At 75.7% G+C, this 20,423-nt stretch carries 16 protein-coding genes; 1 reads left to right on the forward strand and 15 read right to left on the reverse strand.

Features of this window, described 5'->3' with window-relative positions:
- Positions 1-179: 179 nt before the first annotated feature.
- From HCK00_RS24895 to HCK00_RS24955, 13 genes are all read right to left on the reverse strand, one after another.
- The gene (locus tag HCK00_RS24895; protein WP_168104284.1) at positions 180-2,705 is read right to left on the reverse strand and encodes an ATP-dependent Clp protease ATP-binding subunit; all 2,526 of its coding nucleotides are present in this window, start codon (positions 2,703-2,705) and stop codon (positions 180-182) included.
- Between the two features lie 1,233 nt (positions 2,706-3,938).
- A complete protein-coding gene (locus tag HCK00_RS24900) occupies positions 3,939-4,280 on the reverse strand; it encodes a histone-like nucleoid-structuring protein Lsr2 (RefSeq protein WP_168104285.1) in 342 nt (113 codons plus the stop codon).
- A gap of 350 nt (positions 4,281-4,630) precedes the next feature.
- On the reverse strand, positions 4,631-5,182 hold the full coding sequence (locus tag HCK00_RS24905) for an amino-acid N-acetyltransferase (protein WP_168104286.1): 552 nt from the start codon (positions 5,180-5,182) through the stop codon (positions 4,631-4,633).
- Positions 5,183-5,191: 9 nt separating this feature from the next.
- Positions 5,192-5,587 carry a BlaI/MecI/CopY family transcriptional regulator gene (locus HCK00_RS24910; RefSeq protein WP_168104287.1) on the reverse strand — a complete coding sequence of 132 codons (396 nt, stop codon included), beginning with the start codon at positions 5,585-5,587 and terminating at the stop codon, positions 5,192-5,194.
- A gap of 159 nt (positions 5,588-5,746) precedes the next feature.
- Positions 5,747-5,935, reverse strand: a complete 189-nt coding sequence (locus tag HCK00_RS24915) for a hypothetical protein (RefSeq protein WP_168104288.1) — start codon at positions 5,933-5,935, stop codon at positions 5,747-5,749.
- Positions 5,936-5,981: 46 nt separating this feature from the next.
- A complete protein-coding gene (locus tag HCK00_RS24920) occupies positions 5,982-6,962 on the reverse strand; it encodes a hypothetical protein (protein WP_240966144.1) in 981 nt (326 codons plus the stop codon).
- A gap of 345 nt (positions 6,963-7,307) precedes the next feature.
- The gene (locus tag HCK00_RS24925; protein WP_168104290.1) at positions 7,308-8,105 is read right to left on the reverse strand and encodes a type III pantothenate kinase; all 798 of its coding nucleotides are present in this window, start codon (positions 8,103-8,105) and stop codon (positions 7,308-7,310) included.
- A gap of 6 nt (positions 8,106-8,111) precedes the next feature.
- A complete protein-coding gene (gene nadC / locus HCK00_RS24930; RefSeq protein ID WP_311765478.1) occupies positions 8,112-9,209 on the reverse strand; it encodes a carboxylating nicotinate-nucleotide diphosphorylase in 1,098 nt (365 codons plus the stop codon).
- Positions 9,196-11,208: an L-aspartate oxidase gene (locus HCK00_RS24935; protein WP_168104291.1), complete on the reverse strand. Its 2,013-nt coding sequence runs from the start codon at positions 11,206-11,208 to the stop codon at positions 9,196-9,198. The genes nadC and HCK00_RS24935 overlap by 14 nt, the downstream gene beginning before the upstream one ends.
- Positions 11,205-12,227, reverse strand: coding sequence for a pantoate--beta-alanine ligase (gene panC / locus HCK00_RS24940; RefSeq protein WP_168104292.1), 1,023 nt, complete (start codon positions 12,225-12,227; stop codon positions 11,205-11,207). Before panC ends, HCK00_RS24935 begins: the two co-directional genes overlap by 4 nt.
- Positions 12,224-13,135 (reverse strand): Rossmann-like and DUF2520 domain-containing protein, encoded by a 912-nt coding sequence (locus HCK00_RS24945; RefSeq protein WP_168104293.1) that lies wholly within the window; start codon positions 13,133-13,135, stop codon positions 12,224-12,226. Before HCK00_RS24945 ends, panC begins: the two co-directional genes overlap by 4 nt.
- A gap of 560 nt (positions 13,136-13,695) precedes the next feature.
- The gene (locus HCK00_RS24950) at positions 13,696-14,373 is read right to left on the reverse strand and encodes a response regulator (RefSeq protein ID WP_168104294.1); all 678 of its coding nucleotides are present in this window, start codon (positions 14,371-14,373) and stop codon (positions 13,696-13,698) included.
- A 254-nt stretch (positions 14,374-14,627) separates the two neighbouring features.
- A complete protein-coding gene (locus HCK00_RS24955) occupies positions 14,628-15,827 on the reverse strand; it encodes a sensor histidine kinase (protein ID WP_168104295.1) in 1,200 nt (399 codons plus the stop codon).
- A 534-nt stretch (positions 15,828-16,361) separates the two neighbouring features.
- Between HCK00_RS24955 and HCK00_RS28040 the strand changes: the two genes are divergently transcribed.
- On the forward strand, positions 16,362-17,687 hold the full coding sequence (locus tag HCK00_RS28040) for an SAM-dependent methyltransferase (RefSeq protein WP_311765479.1): 1,326 nt from the start codon (positions 16,362-16,364) through the stop codon (positions 17,685-17,687).
- A 180-nt stretch (positions 17,688-17,867) separates the two neighbouring features.
- Here HCK00_RS28040 and HCK00_RS24965 read toward each other — a convergent pair whose 3' ends face one another.
- The gene (locus HCK00_RS24965) at positions 17,868-19,166 is read right to left on the reverse strand and encodes a PH domain-containing protein (RefSeq protein WP_375782007.1); all 1,299 of its coding nucleotides are present in this window, start codon (positions 19,164-19,166) and stop codon (positions 17,868-17,870) included.
- 482 nt (positions 19,167-19,648) lie between these two features.
- Entirely contained in the window at positions 19,649-20,131 is a 483-nt protein-coding gene (locus HCK00_RS24970) for a PH domain-containing protein (protein WP_168104317.1), read from the reverse strand.
- Positions 20,132-20,423 lie beyond the last annotated feature (292 nt).

The following is a 20,423-nucleotide window of genomic DNA, read 5'->3' on the forward strand; positions in this document are numbered from 1 at the left end:
TCGGCCGCCCGGGGAGCGGGCGACCGGGGAGCGGGCGACCGCGGGCGCCCGTCGTCCACCGTCGGCCGCCGGGAGAACCGCCGGGGCGGCCGGGGCGGCGCAGGCCCCGACCGGGGAGCGGCCCCGGAACCCTCAGGTTCCGGGGCCGCTCCGGGCCGGCTACCGCTCCGCGCGAGCGGTCACGCCTCCTTGCTCAGGTTCGGGCCCGAGCCACCCGCCGCGGACTCGATCGGAGGGGCGTCCGGCAGAGCGGACTTCTCCTCGCCGCGGAAGGTGAACTTCTTCTGGTCACCCTCGCCCTCGACGTCCACGACCACGATGTGACCGGGGCGCAGCTCGCTGAAGAGGATCTTCTCCGAGAGCTGGTCCTCGATCTCGCGCTGGATCGTCCGGCGCAGCGGCCGGGCGCCCATCACCGGGTCGTAGCCCTTCTTGGCCAGCAGGGACTTGGCCTCGCCGCTGAGCTCGATGCCCATGTCGCGGTCCTTGAGGCGCTCGTCCACCTTGGCGATCATCAGGTCGACGATCCTGATGATGTTGTCCTCGGTGAGCTGGTGGAAGACCACCGTGTCGTCGACACGGTTGAGGAACTCCGGCCGGAAGTGCTGCTTGAGCTCCTCGTTGACCTTGTTCTTCATCCGCTCGTAGTTGGTCTGGACATCGCCCTGGGCCGCGAAGCCGAGGTTGAAGCCCTTGGAGATGTCCCGGGTGCCGAGGTTGGTCGTCATGATGATGACCGTGTTCTTGAAGTCCACGACCCGGCCCTGGGAGTCGGTCAGCCGACCGTCCTCCAGGATCTGCAGCAGCGAGTTGAAGATGTCCGGGTGGGCCTTCTCGACCTCGTCGAAGAGGACCACGGAGAACGGCTTGCGCCGCACCTTCTCGGTGAGCTGGCCGCCCTCCTCGTAGCCCACGTAGCCGGGGGGCGAACCGAAGAGGCGGGAGACGGTGTGCTTCTCGCTGAACTCCGACATGTCGAGGGAGATCAGCGCGTCCTCGTCACCGAAGAGGAACTCGGCGAGCGTCTTGGACAGCTCCGTCTTACCGACACCGGACGGGCCGGCGAAGATGAACGAGCCACCGGGCCGCTTCGGGTCCTTCAGACCCGCGCGGGTGCGCCGGATCGCCTGGGAGAGCGCCTTGATGGCGTCCTTCTGGCCGATGACGCGCTTGTGCAGCTCGTCCTCCATGCGGAGCAGCCGCGAGGACTCCTCCTCGGTGAGCTTGAAGACCGGGATGCCGGTGGCCGTGGCGAGGACCTCGGCGATCAGCTCCTCGTCGACCTCGGCGACGACGTCCATGTCGCCGGCCTTCCACTCCTTCTCCCGCTTGGCCTTCTGGGCCAGGAGCTGCTTCTCCTTGTCGCGGAGCGAGGCGGCCTTCTCGAAGTCCTGGGAGTCGATCGCGGACTCCTTGTCCCGGCGGACGCCCGCGATCTTCTCGTCGAACTCGCGGAGGTCCGGCGGCGCGGTCATCCGGCGGATGCGCATCCGGGAGCCGGCCTCGTCGATCAGGTCGATCGCCTTGTCCGGCAGGAAGCGGTCGGAGATGTAGCGGTCGGCGAGGGTCGCGGCGGCCACCAGGGCGGCGTCCGTGATGGAGACGCGGTGGTGCGCCTCGTAGCGGTCGCGCAGGCCCTTGAGGATCTCGATGGTGTGCGGCAGCGACGGCTCCGCGACCTGGATGGGCTGGAAGCGCCGCTCCAGGGCGGCGTCCTTCTCCAGGTGCTTGCGGTATTCGTCGAGCGTGGTGGCGCCGATGGTCTGGAGCTCGCCACGGGCCAGCATCGGCTTGAGGATGCTGGCGGCGTCGATCGCGCCCTCGGCGGCGCCCGCGCCCACCAGGGTGTGCAGCTCGTCGATGAACAGGATGATGTCGCCGCGGGTGCGGATCTCCTTGAGCACCTTCTTCAGGCGCTCCTCGAAGTCACCGCGGTAGCGGGAGCCGGCGACCAGGGCGCCCAGGTCGAGGGTGTAGAGGTGCTTGTCCTTGAGGGTCTCGGGCACCTCGCCCTTGACGATGGCCTGGGCCAGGCCCTCGACGACGGCCGTCTTGCCGACGCCGGGCTCGCCGATGAGCACCGGGTTGTTCTTCGTACGGCGGGAGAGCACCTGCATGACCCGCTCGATCTCCTTCTCGCGCCCGATGACCGGGTCGAGCTTGGATTCGCGGGCGGCCTGCGTGAGGTTACGGCCGAACTGGTCCAGGACGAGGGAGGTCGAAGGCGTGCCCTCGGCCGGGCCGCCGGCGGTGGCGGCCTCCTTGCCCTGGTAGCCGGAGAGCAGCTGGATGACCTGCTGCCGCACCCGGTTGAGATCGGCGCCCAGCTTCACGAGGACCTGGGCGGCGACGCCCTCGCCCTCGCGGATCAGGCCGAGCAGGATGTGCTCGGTGCCGATGTAGTTGTGGCCGAGCTGAAGGGCCTCCCGGAGCGACAGCTCCAGGACCTTCTTGGCACGGGGGGTGAAGGGGATGTGGCCGGACGGGGCCTGCTGGCCCTGACCGATGATCTCCTCCACCTGCTGGCGGACCGCCTCGAGCGAAATCCCGAGGCTCTCCAGTGCCTTAGCGGCGACACCCTCACCCTCGTGGATCAGCCCCAGGAGGATGTGCTCGGTGCCGATGTAGTTGTGGTTGAGCATCCGGGCTTCTTCCTGAGCCAGGACGACAACCCGCCGCGCGCGGTCGGTGAACCTCTCGAACATCGTTAATCGCTCCTCAGAGCGGTCGGGCAGATCGGGGACGGTCCCCTCCCTGTCCTTCCGCATGCTAGTCCCGCAACCGGGGACAGCTCATTCCATCTGCCGACACCCGTCCGGATCACCCCCGACGGTTACGGGGACGTGCTCTCACCAGTCTCCTGCCCCGGCTCCTGCCCCGGACAGCCGACAACAGCTCCAACCCGATGGTGCGAGACGATGTTCCCGCAGGCCAGGCCTCCACCCGCGCCGGCAGTACGCCGATGGCGAACGCCGGGCGGTGCCTGCTCCCCGCGGAACCGCGCTCCGTCCCTCCCCACTAGGCAAGTCTTTACCCCCGGGGACCGGCGGTCCATGCGGCGCGACCCCCGTCGCTCAGCTACGGGCGAACACCGTTGCGCCCCCTTGAGCGCTCCACTCACCCGATCGCTACGACTGGACGTACCCGCGGATCGACGCTCCGTAACCATTCCGGCCGATTCGGTTACTCATCGCCACGGCCGGGCCCGGCGACGCGGACAGGGTGGCGCGGGGCGGTCCGGACAGCGCCGCACCCCGCTCGGGGAACCGGCCCCGGGGCCGCTGGACGGAGCTCACGGGGCCGCGTTGCCACGGGGGCACGAGGCCACGGGGCCCGGGCCGGGCGCGTACATCTTCGGCGAGAGGCAGGGGTCCCGTCGGCCGTCACGCGGGGGGCCGGGCGCGGGGGAACGGCGGGTCGAGCAGTGGCGCACCACGGGTCCGTGCGTCCGGAGGCCGGGACCGGCGAAGCAGCCGGTGCCGGGGGCCGCCGGACGGGCCCCGGGGCACCAGCGGGCGGGGCATGTGGCGGGGCAGGGACGCGCCGCGGTCCGGCTCCCGGCCGGATGGGAATCCGGCGCCGGCGGCGGTGCGGCACGGGCAGCGGGGCAGGGCAGCGGGGCAGGACCGGAGTCGGGGCAGAGCGGGGCCGGGAACCCGCCGACGGCCCGGGCCACCGGGTCACGGCCCGATCGACCGGCCGGGGCGCCCGCCGTACCGCCGCGTCACCGGAGGTGACGCCCCCGGCCGACGTCACCGTGGGTGGTCACCGCGCAGACGCGCCCAAGGGCACGGGGCGGGGCCCCGGGACACGGGTCCGGGGGCGGCACGGCGGCCACCCCCGGATCCCCGCGGCCGCGCGTCCGGGCGCGGCCGGCACCGGCGTCCGCCGTGCGGGACTCCCTAAGGAGGCCCCGGCACCGCGGCCGGGCACGGACCTCAGGCGTTCGCCTTCTCGTAGGCCTCACGCACCGTGGCGGGGACACGGCCGCGGTCGTTCACCTCGTAACCGTTCTCCTTGGCCCACGCGCGGATCTTCGCGGTGTCCTGGCTGCCGCCGCCGGACGCGGCGGAACGGGCCTTCCCCCGGCCGCCGGAGGCGCGGCCACCGGTGCGCCGGCCCTTCTTGGTGTACGGCTCCAGCAGATCACGGAGCTTGTCCGCGTTGGCGGTGGTGAGGTCGATCTCGTACGTCTTGCCGTCGAGGGCAAACGTGACGGTCTCGTCAGCCTCACCGCCGTCGAGGTCGTCGACGAGAAGGACCTGAACCTTCTGAGCCACCGGATTCCCTTTCATCCAAAAAGCAGTACGACGGAAAGCAAACCGCTTTTCCCGGGAAAACACAAACCCCCGGAGCGGGTTCTTGCCGGACCGCTGCCCGAGAAAGGTGCGCGATTCGGACATAGGGTATGGGTTTGGAGTCCCCGAAGGCGTCCGGTGAAGAGCGGGTCCGGGGCGGCGAAGAGCACGGGAAGTCAGATCGAAGTGATGGCGATGACCCGCCGAAGTCCGGAGCGGGTGCACCCGGACTTCGGCGGGCCCGGAAGAGATGCCGGGAAGGACGTCCGGCAGATCCCGGAGCCGGGGCCCGGGACGGCCGGCCACGGGGGAGGGCCGTGATTAACGGCACGTCACAGATGAAGAAGCATACGGCTGTTGCCCAGGGTGTTCGGCTTCACCCGTTCGAGCCCGAGGAACTCCGCCACGCCCTCGTCATAGGAGTGGAGCAGCTCGCTGTAGACATCGCCGTCGACCGGGGTGTCCCCGATCTCGGTGAAGCCGTGGCGGGTGAAGAAGTCGACTTCGAAGGTAAGACAGAAAATACGGCGAACCCCGAGGCCGCGCGCGGTCTGTACCAATTTCTCGAGCAGCAGGTGACCCACGCCGAGCCCCTTGGCCCGCGGGTCCACGGCGAGGGTGCGGACCTCGGCGAGGTCCTCCCACATCACATGGAGGGCGCCGCAGCCGACCACCTCGCCCGCTTCCCCCGCGCCGCGGCCGCCGGCGGCGTCCGCCGTCCCGCACTCGGCCACCCAGAACTCCTGGATGTCCTCGTAAAGCGTCACGGTCGCTTTGTCGAGCAGGATACCGTCGCGCGCGTAGCCGTCGATGAGTCGGCGGATGGCCCGGACATCGCTCGTCCGCGCCCGCCGCACAGTGACCTCATTTGTTACCGGGGACATGTGGGGACGCTATCGCCCCGCGTCCTCCGGCTCGGCATCGGGACCGTCCAGCCGCACGACGCGGATGGCATCACGGAGAGCCTCGCGCTCTTCCTCCGACATCATGCCGAAGAAGGCGACGAGGGCCGCGGCCCGGTTGTCACTGGCGGCCCAGGCCTCGTTCATGAGCGCTGCGGAGTAGGCGGCGCGGGTGGAGACGGCCGTATATCGATAGGCCCGGCCTTCGGCCTCTCTGCGGACCCAGCCCTTCTGATGCAGGTTGTCCAATACCGTCATGACGGTGGTGTAGGCGATGGAGCGTTCCCGCTGAAGGTCCTCCAAAACTTCCCGGACGGTGACCGGGCGGTTCCACCGCCACACCCGGGTCATCACCGCGTCTTCGAGCTCACCCAATGGTCGAGGCACCCGAAAACCCTAGCGCCAAAACCCGCGAATTCCGGCGATTCGGACAGCGAAAGGCGCGCGGTCCGGGAACACCCGGACCCGGACCGCGCGCATTCACGCGGCCGGGGCACCGGAGAACGGGATGAGGGGGAAGGGATGGAGGGAGGGCGGACCGGCCGGTCAGGAGGGAGTGGGGCCTTCCGGCGAGACCGGCCGGCGGGCCGCCTCGGCGCGCTCCAGGGCCGCGTCGACGGCGGCGTCCTCCTTGGCCTTGTTCGCCCCGCCCTGGCTCTTCACGATCGTCACGATCAGCGCGATGAAGGCCACGGCCATGACCGTGGAGGGCAGAAGCGCGGCAACGTATTCCATACCGACCAGAGTAGCGAGACGGCCACGGCGGTCCGCGCGGCGGTCCTCAGCCGCCCGTCCGCTTCTCCTCCGGCCGCCGGGGCGGGGCGGGGCGCTTGCGCGGCGGGAACACCTCGGCCGGGGTGGGCACCGGCCGGGCGGGCGGCCGGGGGCCGGCGGGAGACTCCGCCTCGTCCGGACGGGCGGGCCGCTCCGGGCGGGCCGCCGGGGGCTTCCCCTCCGTCGCCGGCCGTGCGCGCCGGCGGTTCCCCCGCTCGGCGGGCGGCTCCTCCGGCCCGGCCGCTCCGGCCGCTCCGGCCGCTCCGGCCGCTTCCGCCGCCCCGGCCGCTCCGGGCACCCGGGCCGTCACACCCCACGGCACCCCCGGCCGGCGGCGGACGGCGGTGCGGGCGGGAGGCGGCACGGCAGGCACGGCAAGGGGGGCAGGAGTGGCCTCAGGGGCCGCGACGACGGAGGGCGCGGACGGTTCACCGGCCCGGGCCGGGACGCGGGCGGGGACGGGGACAGCGGCCCGCCCGCCGCCGGGGCACCGCGGTTCCCCCACCGGAGCCCCGGGAAGGGTCACCACGGGGCCGTCACCCGCTCCGCCGGCCCTCGCGCACCGCTCCGGGGCGGAGCGCCCGGGCGGGACCCCGCAGCGGCGCAGCAGCGCCCTGCCGCGCGTCGCGGCGGCCGGCCCGACCGCCGGATCCGCACACAGGGAGCGGAGGGCCGCGACGTCCTCCCGGCCGGGGGTCCGGCCATCGGCGGCCACCCGGTCGAGCAACGCCAGGTAGCCGGTGGCCGCGCCGGGGAGCGCCGCCCGGTAGCGGGCCAGATCCGCCTGGAGGAAGGCGCGCAGTCTGCCGCTCTCCCGCACCGCTTCGGCGGTGTGCTCGGCGAGACACTCCAGTTCCCGGCGGCCCGCGGGCCGTGGGCCCGGGGCGTCGGGGAGCGGGCCGGATCGCAGGGCGAGCGCCAGGGCCCGGCGGAGAACGGACACTTCGTCGGCGCTGAACGCCAGGGCGCCGCGGGAGTCTAGAGGCATGGGCATAAACAGATTTTTACCACTTACCGGACATTCTTCCCCGGGATGGCGCCGCCGGGCGTGCCAGTGAGACCGTCCGGCGGAATCCACGGAACCGGCGCGGTCCGCGCAGTCCACGGAATCCCGCAGTCCCCGCCGCCCCCGCAGTCCCCGCAGTCCCGGCCGCCCCCGCCGCCCATAGGGGGACCCGGCGGGAGCCGGGCACCCGGCTCCCGGAGCGGGGGGCGCGCGTCGACCGCGGGAACGGAACGGGCCCGGGCCCCGGAGTGACCGGGACCCGGGCCGGAGCCGGGACGGGACCGGCCGGAGCCGGGGACGGGACGGGCCGCCCGGGCCCCGCCGGGGTCAGCCGCGTGCGACGTTGCGCTCGTAGACCAGCCGCAGGCCGATGAGGGTCAGCCACGGCTCGTGCTCGTCGATGACGGCGGACTCGCCCAGCACCATCGGCGCCAGCCCCCCGGTGGCGATCACCGTGACGTCGTCGGGGTCGTCGGCCAGCTCGGCGGCCATCCGGCCCACGACGCCGTCGACCTGGCCGGCGAAGCCGTAGAGGATGCCGGACTGCATGGCCTCGACGGTGTTCTTGCCGATGACGCTGCGCGGCCGGGCCAGCTCGATCTTGCGGAGCTGCGCGCCGCGCACCCCGAGGGCGTCCACCGAGATCTCGATACCGGGGGCGATCACGCCGCCGACGTACTCACCGCGCGCCGAGACCGCGTCGAACGTGGTGGCCGTGCCGAAGTCGACGACCACGCACGGGCCGCCGTAGAGCTCGACGGCGGCCAGGGCGTTGATGATCCGGTCGGAGCCGACCTCCTTCGGGTTGTCCATGAGGATCGGCACCCCGGTCTTGACCCCCGGCTCCACCAGCACCGCGGGCACGTCCCCGTAGTAGCGGCGGGTGACCTCGCGCAGCTCGTGCAGGACGGAGGGGACGGTGGAGCAGACGGCGATGCCCTCGACGCCGTCGCCGAGCTCCTCCCCGAGCAGCGGGTGCGTGCCCATCAGCCCCTGGAGCAGCACGGCGAGTTCGTCGGCGGTACGGCGGGCGTCGGTGGAGATCCGCCAGTGCTCGACGATGTCCTCACCGTCGAACAGGCCGAGCACGGTGTGGGTGTTGCCGACGTCGATGGTGAGCAGCATCGGGCCTCACGCCTCCGGGCCGTCGGCGCCGCCCGGGGCACCGGCGGGCGTGTCCGCGCCGGTCCACGGCTCGTCCCGCAGGTCGAGGCCGATGTCGAGGATCGGGGCGGAATGGGTGAGCGCGCCGACGGCGAGATGGTCGACACCGGTCTCCGCGTAGGCGCGGGCGTTCTCCAGGGAGAGGGCGCCGGAGGACTCCAGCCGGGCCCGGCCGGCGACCAGGGCGACGGCCTCGCGGGTCTCCTCCACGGTGAAGTTGTCGAGCAGGATCAGGTCGGCCCCCTCGGCGAGCACCGGCTCGATCTGGTCCAGGCGGTCCACCTCGACCTCGATGGGCACGTCGGGGAACTCGCTCCGCACGGCCTTGAACGCGGCCGCCACCCCGCCGGCCGCCACCACGTGGTTGTCCTTGACCAGGGCGGCGTCGGAGAGCGACATGCGGTGGTTGCGCCCGCCGCCGCAGCGCACCGCGTACTTCTCCAGGAAGCGCAGGCCCGGGGTGGTCTTGCGGGTGTCGCGGACGGAGGCTCCGGTGCCCTCCAGCGCGTCGGCCCAGGCGCGGGTGGCGGTGGCGATGCCGGAGAGGCGGCAGAGCAGGTTGAGGGCGCTGCGCTCCCCGGTGAGGAGGTCGCGGGTGCGGGTGCGGACGGTGAGCAGCTTCTGGCCGGCCTCGACGCGGTCCCCGTCGGTCACATGCCGCTCGACCTCGAACTCGTCGGTGCAGACCACCGAGAGGACCGCCTCGGCGACCCGGAGCCCGGCGACGGTGCCGGCCTGACGGGCCGTGAAGTCGCCGGTGGCGACGGCGTCCTCGGGGATCGTGGCGACGGTGGTGACGTCCACCCCGTGGTCGAGGTCCTCCTCGATGGCGAGGTGCGCGAGGTCCTCCACCTGGACGGGGTCGAGCCCGGCGAGCGCCAGCAACTCGGCCAGATCGGGGTCGAGGCCGCACTCCAGGGGGCCCAGCTCGTGATCGGCGAACTCGTCGGCGCCGGCGCCGCAGCCGCAGGAGTCGCCGCACCCGCCGACGTCCGCCCCGGCGGAGGGGCCGCCGATCTGGAGCAGCGGAAGGTCCACGGGCTGTGGACGGTCAGGGGTGTTCACCAGATGTCCCTTCGGGGTGGTTCGTGCCGGACGGCCGCGCGGGCCTCCGGCGGGCGGTGGCCACGGAAGCCGCCGGGGAGGCGGCACCGGGGTCGTCCGGGGCGCCCGCGCCGGGGCGTACGGGCGGGAAGTCTGCCGTGTCCGTGGAGGTGATCGCCAGTCGCGCGGCGGGACCCAGCCGGGCGACGAGGTGGCGGCGCCAGCGGGTGTCGTCCCGGTCCGGCCGGTCCTCGCGCCAGTGGCAGCCGCGGGTCTCCTCACGGGCGCGGGCGACGGCCACCAGGACGCGGGAGACCAGCAGCAGATTGGTCGCCTCCCAGCTCTCCACACAGGGCTCGGCCGTCTTGCCGTCCTCGCGCAGCGCCGCGGCGGCCGCGGTGTGCAGCCGGTCCAGGGCCGCCGCGGCCTCGGCCAGGCCCTCCTCGCTGCGGAGGACACCGGCGCCCGCGGTCATGACGCGCTGGACGGCGTAGCGCTCCCCGGGGGCGAGCAGCGGGCCGCCGGGGGGCGCGCCGGGTTCCGGCCGCCCCGGGGTGGCCTCGGTGGCGGCGGCCTCGGGGGGGCCCGCGTCTTCCCCGGCGGAGCCCGCGGCGATGTGCCCGGCGATGCGTTCGGCGAAGACCAGCCCCTCCAGCAGGGAGTTGGAGGCCAGCCGGTTGGCGCCGTGCACGCCGGTGCACGCCACCTCACCGCAGGCGTAGAGGCCGGGCACGGTGGTCCGCCCGCGCAGATCGGTGCGGACGCCGCCGCTGGCGTAGTGCGCGGCCGGGGAGACGGGGATCGGCTCCGTCACCGGGTCGATGCCGTGCGCCCGGCAGGCGGCCAGGATCGTCGGGAAGCGGTGGGCCCACATCCGGGCGCCGAAGTGGCGGGCGTCGAGGTACATGTGGTCCGCGCCGGTCTCCCGCATCCGGCGCATGATGCCCTTGGCGACGATGTCCCGGGGCGCCAGCTCGGCGAGTTCGTGGCGGCCGAGCATGAAGCGGACGCCGTCCGCGTCGACCAGGTGGGCCCCCTCGCCGCGCACCGCCTCCGACACCAGCGGCTGCTGCCCCTCGGCGCCCTGGCCGAGGAAGAGCACGGTGGGGTGGAACTGGACGAACTCCAGGTCCGACACCTCGGCCCCGGCGCGCAGCGCCAGCGCCACCCCGTCGCCGGTGGAGACCGCCGGGTTGGTGGTGGCGGCGAAGATCTGGCCCATGCCGCCGGTGGCGAGCACCACCGCGGGGGCGCGCACGGCGCCCACGCCGTCCCGCCGCCCCTCCCCCATGACGTGCAGGGTGACGCCCGCGGCGCGTCCGCCCCCGTCCTTCATGAGGTCCAGGACGAGGGCGTTCTCGACGGTCTCCACCCCGGCCTCGCGGACCGCCTCGACCAGCGCGCGGGAGATCTCCGCGCCCGTCGCGTCCCCGCCCGCGTGGGCGATGCGGCGGCGGTGGTGGCCGCCCTCCCGGGTCAGCAGGATCTCGCCGGTCACCGCGTCGGTGTCGAAGCGGGCGCCGCTGCCGATCAGCCGGCGCACGGCGGCGGGGCCCTCGGTGACCAGGGCGCGGACGGCCGTCGCGTCACAGAGCCCGGCCCCGGCGACGAGGGTGTCGTCGAGGTGCTGCTCCGGGGTGTCGCCCTCGCCGAGGGCGGCCGCTATGCCGCCCTGCGCCCAGCGGGTGGAGCCGGCGTCCAGCCGCGCCTTGGTGACGACGACGGTCCGCAGACCGGCGGCCGCGCAGCGGAGGGCGGCGGTCAGCCCGGCCACACCGGAGCCGACCACCACGACATCCGCGGTGACGGCCCAGCCGGGCGGCGGCGCGGCCAGCGCGAGCCCCTCCGGGACGGGGGTTCCGTCCAGCGGCACGGGGGCGCCGCCCGGCGGGGGCGCCGGCGTGCTCCGGGGACCGTGCGCCCCGCCGGTACCGGCCCCGGCGCGGGGGGTGCCCGGGCTGTTCGGGCCGTGGGGGCTGGTCGGGCTGGTCGGGCTGTTCGGGCTGTTCGGGCTGCTCATCGGGCGGCTCCGAAGGACAGGCGTATGTTGTCGATCAGCCGGGTGGTGCCCACCCGGGCCGCCACCGCGAGGACGGCCGCGCCGCGGTGGTCCGCTGCCGCCTCGGTGAAGTCCGCCGGGTCGACCAGCGCCACGTAGTCCGTCTCCAGCGGCGGTTCGGCGCGTTCCGCCGCCTCGAACACGGAGCGCGCCGCGGCGCGTACGGCCCCCGGCCCGGCGGGGGCGGCGTCCCGGCCCGCCGTCAGCGCGCGGGAGAGGGCCAGCGCGGTCCGCCGCTCCGGCCCGGAGAGATAGCGGTTACGGCTGGACAGGGCGAGCCCGTCGGGCTCCCGCACGGTCGGGACGCCCTCGATCCGGACGGGGAAGTTCAGATCGCGTGCCATGCGCCGGATCAGCGCCAGTTGCTGGGCGTCCTTCTCGCCGTAGAGGGCGAGGTCCGGGGCGGTGAGATGGAGCAGCTTGGCCACGACGGTGAGCACCCCGTCGAAGTGGCCGGGGCGGCTGGCGCCTTCCAGCCGCTCGCCCATGGGGCCCGCGGCGACCCGGACCTGTGGCTCACCACCGGGATAGACCTCCTCCACCGGGGGCGCGAAGACGATGTCCGCGCCCTCCCGGGCGGCGAGCGCCAGGTCGGCGTCGAGGGTGCGCGGATAGCGGTCCAGGTCCTCGCCGGCACCGAACTGCAACGGGTTGACGAAGACGGTGACGACGACCTGCCCGCCGGGGCCGACCCGCTCGCGGGCGGCGCGGATGAGGCCGGCGTGCCCCTCGTGGAGGGCGCCCATCGTCATCACCACGGCCCGCTCCCCCTCGCGTCCGAGCGCGCGGAGGCCGGCGGCGGCGCGGACCAGCGCGGGAGCGGAAGGGGTGGCCGCTCCCGTGACGGGGGTGTGAAGGGCGGCGGGGGCGGCGGGGCTTGAAGCGGCGGAGCTGGGAGCGGTGGGGGCGGCGTCCGGCGCGTGGGCGGCCGTCCCGGTGTGCGCGGGGCGCCCGGGCGCCCCGTCCCCTGCGGCGGTCATCGGCTGCCTCCTTCGGCGAGCACGCCCAGCAGATCCTCGGCCAGCTCGGGCTTGAGCAGACCGGAGGCCATGGCCCGGTCGGCGGTGGCGCGGGCCATGGCCAGATAACCGGCGACGGCCTGCGGCGCGTGTTCGCGCAACTCGGCGACATGGGCCGCGACCGTCCCGGCGTCACCCCGGGCGACCGGCCCCGTGAGCGCGGCGTCCCCGGAGCGCAGGGCGTTGTCCAGGGCGGCGCCGAGCAGCGGGCCGAGCATCCGGTCCGGGGCGCCCACGCCGGCGGCGCGCAGCAGGTCGAGGGACTGGGCGACCAGCGTCACCAGGTGGTTCGCCCCCAGCGCGAGCGCCGCGTGGTACAGCGGGCGGGCCTCCTCCGCGATCCACTCCGGTTCCCCGCCCATCTCGATGACCAGCGCCTCGGCGGCGAGCCGCAGCTCCTCCGGCGCCGTCACGCCGAACGAGCAGCCCGCCAGGCGCTGGACGTCCACGGGGGTACCGGTGAACGTCATCACCGGGTGCAGGGCGAGCGGCAGCGCCCCGGCCCGGGTGGCGGGCGCCAGCACCTCCGTGCCGTAGCGGCCGGAGGTGTGCACCAGGAGCCGGCCGGGGCGGACGGCGCCCGTCTCCGCGAGCCCCTTCACCAGCCGGGGCAGGGCGTCGTCCGGGACGGTCAGCAGGACGAGTTCGGAGCGGGCGAGGACCTCCGCCGGGGTCACCACGGGCACCCCGGGGAGAAACTCCGCGGCCCGCCGCAACGAGGCGTCGGAGACGCCCGAGACGGCCACGGGGCGGTGCCCGGCGAGCCGCAGCGCGGCGGCGAGCGCGGGCCCGACACGGCCGGCGCCGACGACCCCGACGGGGAGCCTGGCGGGGCGGTCCTTGGCCTCGGGGGGAGGGGAAGTGTTCACGAAAGTACGGCCTTCCGTTCCAGTCCGCGGGCCCCGGTTCGGGGCGGGCCGGGGGCGGTACCGGACGTGTCCCGCCCAGCTTACGCGAGTGTCGTATGCGGAGATTCTCCACGCCTGCGGGCGTTGCCCGGGACGGCGGCGCCCGGCGGCGGGCCCCGCGGGGCGGCGCCGGGGGCGGCTGCCGGGGACCGCGGAGCAGGCACCTGCCCGCGCCCGCCGGCCGCGCTGCTTCCGTGGCCACGCCGGCGGCGAACCCACGGGAGGCCCGGGCCACCCGCGCGGACCGGGCCACCCGCGCGGAGAAGCGGGAGAAGGGGCCGAGGACCCGGGTGGGCGCCTCGCTCCGGAAAGGCCGGACGGCGGCCCGGAGCCGGGGCGACGGCGCGGAGCCGGGGCGACGGCCCGGAGCCGGGGCGACGGCGCGCCGGCCCTCCGGCCCCACCGCCCCACCGCCCCACCGCCGCACCACCCCGGCACCCCGGCACCCCGGCACCCCGGCACCCCGGCACCCCGGCACCCCGGCACCCCGGCACCCCGGCAGGAACGAACCGGCGGGCGCCCTACGCCGCCCCGCCGCTCCCGGCCCGGACCAGCCCCGTCTCGTAGGCGAGGACCACGACCTGCACGCGGTCGCGCAGCTCCAGCTTGGTGAGGATGCGGCCCACATGCGTCTTCACGGTGGCCTCCGAGAGCACCAGGCGGCGCGCGATCTCCCCGTTCGACAGCCCCTGCGCCACCAGCAGCATGACCTCCCGCTCGCGTTCGGTCAGCCGCCCCAGCCGGCCCTGCCCGGGCAGATCGGCGGGCGCCGGCAGCAGCACCGAGAAGCGGTCGAGGAGGCGGCGGGTGGTGCTGGGCGCGACCACGGCGTCCCCTGAGTGCACGGCGCGGATCGCGGACAGCAGTTCGGTGGGCGGCACGTCCTTCAGCATGAACCCACTCGCACCGGCCCGGAGCGCGGAGAAGGCGTACTCGTCCAGGTCGAAGGTGGTGAGGATGAGCACCTTGGGCGCGCCCTCCAGGGCACAGATCCGGCGGGTGGCCTCCACCCCGTCCAGCCGGGGCATCCGGACGTCCATCAGGACGACGTCGGGGTCGGCGGCGGTGAGCGCCTCCACCGCCTCGGCCCCGTCCCCGGCCTCGGCGACGACCTCCATGTCGGGCTGGGCCGCGAGCACCATGCGGAATCCGGTGCGCAGCAACGCCTGGTCGTCGACGAGCATCACGCGGATGGTCATGGGGGCCTCTCTCGATGGGGTGTGGGGAGCGGGGCCGGCAGGGCGCCGGGGCGGGGCGGACGGTCGGGGGTACGGGTGTTCGACGGTGCCGGAGACGCCCCGCGGGCGGGGGCGGGTTGCGGGGCGGGCCCGGCGGAGACCTCCGGGCCGGCGAGGGGGCCGGCGAGGAGCCCGCGGAGCGCGGCAGGCCGCGCATTCGGGCACTCGGGCGCGGGCACTCGGGCGCTCGGAACATGCGGCGGGCGGCCCGGGATTCAGACCGCCGGCTTCAGCGGCAGCACCGCGCTGATGCGGAACCCGCCGCCCGGCCGTGGCCCGGCGTCCAGGCTGCCGCCGACCACGCCGACCCGCTCCCGCATGCCGATCAGCCCCTGGCCGAGGCCGTCCTCGCCGCCTTCCTCGTAGAGCTGCCGGCGGGCGCCCCGGCCGTCGTCCTCGACCAGCAGTTCGAGCTCGCCCTCACCGTAGGTCAGCCGGACGAGCGCGCCGGCGTCCGGGCCGCCGTGCTTGCGGGTGTTGGTGAGCGCCTCCTGCACGATCCGGTACGCGGTCAGCTCGACGCCGCTCGCCAGCGGGCGCGGCGCCCCGCCGACCTCGAAGACCACCGGCAGCCCGGCTCCGCGCACCTGTTCGATGAGATCCCCGAGCTGCGCGACGTCGGGCTGCGGCAGGTACTCGCCGCTCCGCTCCCCCTCCCCGGTCCGCAGCACACCCAGCAGGCGGCGCATCTCGGCGAGCGCCTGCCGGCCGGTGCCGGAGATCGTCTCCAGCGCCTGCCTGGCCTGGTCGGGGCTGGTGTCCAGGACGTAGGCCGCGCCGTCCGCCTGCACCACCATCACCGACACGTTGTGGGCCACCACGTCGTGCAGCTCCCGGGCGATCCGGGAGCGTTCGGCGGCCACCGCGACCTTGGAGCGCACCTCCCGCTCGCGTTCCAGCCGGGCGGCGCGCTCCTCCAGCTCGGCGTAGTAGGCGCGGCGGGTGCGCAGTGAGTCGCCGAGCACCCAGGCGAGCACGAACGGCACGGTCATGAAGGTGGTGAGGACCACGAGCTGGGTCATGCCGGAGACGTCCGGCGGCCAGCGCAGATTGTGCAGGGTGGCCGCGAGGAGCCCGCTCCCCAGGGCGAACCGGGAGGCCCAGCGGTTCCCCTGGGCGGCCGCCGTGTAGACGGCCACGAGCATGCCGAAGTCGGCCGGGTTCTGCCGGATGTCGGTGAGCAGTTGCAGCACTCCCGCGAACGTGGCGACCAGCAGCATCTGCTCCGGCGCCCGGCGGCGCAGGGCGACGACCGTGCACAGCGAGGCGATGACGACGACACCCGCGAGGCGGCGGCCGGGGCTGCCCGCGGTCTCCTCCGCCACCCACAACCCGCCGAACAGCAGCAGGACGGCAGCCCAGAAGGTGTCGACACCCGTCGGGTGCCTGCGGAGGAAGTCATAGAGGCGCTGCACGTCACCCAGGGTAGGGAGGACGGGACAGCGGTGAGGTCCGCCCGGCGGCCGATCCTGGGCCGGGGTCCTACTCCCCAAGGTGGACACTTCACCCATCCGATGTGCACTGCCACGCGTGCCGGGGCGCGCCCCGGCCTGACCCTCGCCTGACCCCCGCCTGGCCCCGGCCTGGCCGTACGGGCGTGCCGACGCGCGCCCCGGCACGCCTACCGTGGGGAGGTGACGAGCGGGAATGAGGCCGGGAGAACCCGGGCGGGGAGCGGTGCCGCGCGAGCGGACACGGGGGCGCACGCGGGCGGAAACGGCCCGGCCCGGAGCGCCGCAGAACGCGGCGGGCCCGAGGGCGCCCGGGGGGCCGGGGTGCCCGGGACGGCCGCCGGCCGCGGACCGGCCGGGGGCGGCGGGACGGCAGGGGGCGGCGGGACGGCAGGAAGCGACGGGCCTGCGACGAGCGACGGACCAGCCGGGAGCGGCGGGCCGACCCAGGGCGCCGGACCAGCCGGGGGCACCGGACCGGCCGGGGGCGCCGGACCCGTGGGATGGCGGGAGGCGGCCGAGCGGGCGCTCTACGGCCCCGGCGGCTTCTATCTGCGGGAGCGCCCCGCGAACCACTTCCGCACCTCCGTCCACGCCTCCCCGCTCTTCGCCGGCGCGGTGGCGGAGCTGCTGGTGCGGGTGGACCGCGCCCTGGGCCGGCCGCCGGAGCTGGCGCTGGTGGACGTGGGAGCGGGACGGGGCGAACTGCTCACCGGCGTTCTGGCGGCGGTACCCGGGGAGGTCGCGGAGCGGCTCCGGCCGTGCGCCGTCGAACGCGCCCCCCGTCCCGGCGGGCTGGACCCCCGGATCGGCTGGCGGAGGGAGCTTCCCGGCCCCGAAGAGGGGCTGGTGGGGCTGCTCTTCGCCAACGAGTGGCTGGACAACGTGCCGGCCGACGTGGCGGAGGTGGACGAGCGGGGCGTACCGCGCCTCGTGCTGGTCGATCCGGACGGGCGGGAGACCCTCGGCCCGCCCGTCACCGGGGAGGACGCCGCCTGGCTGCACCGCTGGTGGCCGCCCGCCCCGGAGCCGGGTACGCGCGCCGAGATCGGCCGCACCCGGGACGTGGCCTGGGCGCGCGCCGTACGCGCGCTCGGCCGGGGGCTCGCGGTCGCGGTGGACTACGCCCACACCCGGGCCACGAGGCCCCCGCTGGGCACGCTGACCGGTTTCCGGGACGGCCGCGAGGCGGTCCCCGTACCGGACGGCTCCTGCGACCTCACGAGCCACGTCGCCCTGGACGCCTGTGCGGAGGCGGGCCGGCACGCCGCCGCGGAACACGGCGCGCGGGGCCGCCCCGCCCCGGCGGACGCGCGGGGCGGCGGTCGCCCCGTCCCCGCCCCGGATCGCGGCGGCGCCGGGGATGACAGCAGGAGCAGCGCCAGGGGCTGTGAAGGGGGCCGCGACGGGGGTGCGGCGTGCCCCGGGCCCGCCGGCGGGGCGACGGCCCCGGCGGCGCCTTCGGCACCACCGCCGGACGGGGAGCCGGCACCGCGCGGGGAACCGGCGGCACCGGCCGGGCGGCCCCCGGCCGCGGTGGGTGGAGAGCCCGCACCGCCGGACGGGGCTCCCCCGGCGGCGGTGGGCGAGCCCGTCCTGGTGACCCAGCGGGAGGTGCTCCGGGCCCTCGGCGTCACGGGGGAACGGCCGCCGATGGCACTCGCCGCACGGGACCCGGCGGCGTACGTCCGCGCGCTGAGCCGGGCCGGTGCGGCGGCGGAGCTGACCGACCCCTCCGGCCTGGGGTCCTTCGGCTGGCTGCTCCAGCCGGTGGGCACCGGCCTCCCGGCGTCCCTGGCGAGCGTGCTGCCGTCCCGCGCATAGGCGGCCACCGGCCGCCGACCGTCCCGGGGACGGCGCGACGGTCCGGGGAACGGCACCCCGGTCCCGATGGGACGGCGCCCCGGTCCGTCCGCGTCCGCCGGGCCCCCGCCGGCGCCGAGGCGCCGGTCGTCACCACCCGCCGCCGGCCGGCCCGTGGCTTGCCCGGCGGGCGGCCGCCGCTCAGCCGGCCGTCAGCCAGCGGTCCGGCAGGGCCTCGTGGCGGCCGGTGCGGGAGCGGTCGGCCTGGGCGCGGACCGCCTCATGGGCCTCGTCCGCGTCCCGGAGGCGCGCGGTCACCGATTTGTTGGCCCCGGTGTCCACCGTCACGTCCGCCAGCCCCTGCATCCGCTGCCACGGCCCCTGCCCGAGCCGCACGCTCTGCACCTTGGCGTGCGGGACGAGGGAGAGGGTGCGGCCCAGCAGTCCGTGGCGGGCGGCGAAGACCGGGCCCTCCGCGGCGAAGCCGTAACCCCGCCACCACACCGGCACGCACCGGTACGCCCTCCGCGGCGCGCCGCGGAGGGCGCCGGTGACCGCCGGCAGGTCCACCCCCGGCAGCACCCGCGCGACCACCGCGCCCGCGGTCGCGCGATCCGCCACCGGCAGCAGCACGGTGTTCTTCGACCCGGCGACGTCCAGCTCCACCCGGACCCAGCCCAGCCGCCGCCACAGCAGCGGCTCGACGATCCGCAGGCACTGCACCCGCCCGGGCGGGACGGTCTCGTGCGCCCGGTCCAGCAGTCCGTGGTCGAGGCGGAGCCCGTCCGGCGACTCCCCCACCGTCCAGTCGTACTCGGTGACGAACCGCCCCACGCTGCTCGCCCAGACCGCGCCCAGGGCCGGGATCGCCGCGGCGAGGGCCGGCCAGGGCTCACCGCTGAGGTACCAGATGGCCGCCGTTCCCGCGATCCCGGCGGCCACGCCCGCCCAGACCCCGACGAGCAGCAGGATCGCCACGGCGAGGGTGCGGGGGCGGACCCTCGCGAGCTGCCGCGCCGGCGCCTCCCCGACCGTCTTCGCCGACTCGGGGGCGATGCCCGCCGCCCGGGCCAGCAGTTCGGCGCGCAGCTCCCGCGCCTCCCGGTCGCCGAGGTACGCCAGTTCGTCCTTGGCGTCGGCGCCGAGGACGTCCATCTTCAGTTTGGCCACGCCCAGGAACCGGGCCAGCAGCGGCTGGGTGACGTCCACGGCCTGCAACCGGTCGAGACGGATGTGCGCGGTGCGGCGGAAGAGGAGGCCGGAGCGGATGCGCAGCTCCCGTTCCGTGACCGCGAAGTGCGTGACCCACCAGCTCAGGAAGCCGTACGCGGCGGCGGCCAGCACGACGGCCGGCAGCCCGAGCAGGGCCCGGGAGGTGGTGAGCTCACCGAACCACTGCTGGACGCGGCCGAGGTCGTTGATCATGAACGTCACGGCCACGGCGATCGGGGCCCAGGCACGGCGGAACGGGGTGACGGGGTGCAGCCGCCGCTCGGACACGGCGTGCTCCGGGGACTCCCCGTCGGGGTCCGGCGCCCCGGCCACCGCATCCGCCGCCGTGGCCACCCTCCCGCCGGCCTCTGTTCCGTTCCGCACCTCGGCTTCGGCTTCCGGGTCGTCTCCGCCTCCCCCGGCAGCCGTCGCAGCTCCGGCTTGTGCTGCCGCCGCGGCGGCTCCCACCGTTCCGGTCCCGGTGTGCACAGCCGTGGGACCTCCGGCAGTTCCGTCCGCCGCGTCCACTGCCCGGCCGCCTGCCGCCGCCCCGGCCTCGGTCCCGGCCCCGGCGCCGAGCCCCGGGCGGGCCGCCGTTTCCCTGGGCGCCGCCGTCTCGCCCGTGGCCGGGCCGGTTGCCCGTGCGTCGTCCGCCGGTTCCGGATACTCCGCGCGCACGGGGCCGCCACCGGCCTCCGCCGCGCCGTCCGCCCGCTCCGGTCCGGGGCCAGGGCCAGAGCCGGGACCGGGGCCGGGTCCGGGGCGGCCGGTCACAGGCCCGCCGATCGGGCCTGGCCGAGCTCGGTCAGCCGGTCGCGCAGCCGCGCCGCCTCGGCGGGCAGCAGCCCGGGAATCCGGGCGTCGGAGGCCGCCGCGGCGGTGTGCAGCTGCACGCTCGCCAGGCCGAAGCGGCGCTCCAGCGGGCCGGAGGTGACCTCGACCAGCTGCATCCGCCCGTACGGCACCACCGTCAGCTCCCGCCACAGCACACCCCGGCTGAGCAGCAGGTCGTCGGAGCGCTCGGCGTAGCGCCAGGAGCGCCAGTTGCGGCCCAGCAGCCACCAGCCCCAGCCGCCGAGCGGCACGGGCGCCAGCGCGCACACCGCCCAGACCGGCCCGGCGGCGGGCAGGAGGAGGGCGGCGAGCCCGACGGCCAGCACCACCACCGTCACCGCCAGTACCGAGCGGCGCAGCCGCAGCAGGCCGGGCGGCAGCGGCGTCCAGTCGGCCTCCAGCCCATCGTGCAGCCCGATTCCCGGAGCTGCGGACGGGCCGGACCGGGCGCCGGGGGACGGGCCGGGTCCGGCGCCGGTGGCCGGAACGGGTTCCCCACCGGTGGCCGGAACGGGCTCCGCGCCCGCGGGCGGGACGGCGCGCGCCCCGGCCGGCCCGCCGGCCTCCCGCGTGGCCGGAACGGGCTCCGCGCCCGCGGGCGGGACGGGGTCGACGCCGGCGGGCGGACCGGCGCCCGCCCCGGCCGGCCCTCCGGCCTCCGGGCGCGTCTCCGCCGCCGTCCGTATGCCGGGCGCCTCCGCGTCCTCGCCC

It is taken from the genome of Streptomyces zingiberis (assembly GCF_012034935.1).
GTDB lineage: Bacteria > Actinomycetota > Actinomycetes > Streptomycetales > Streptomycetaceae > Streptomyces > Streptomyces zingiberis.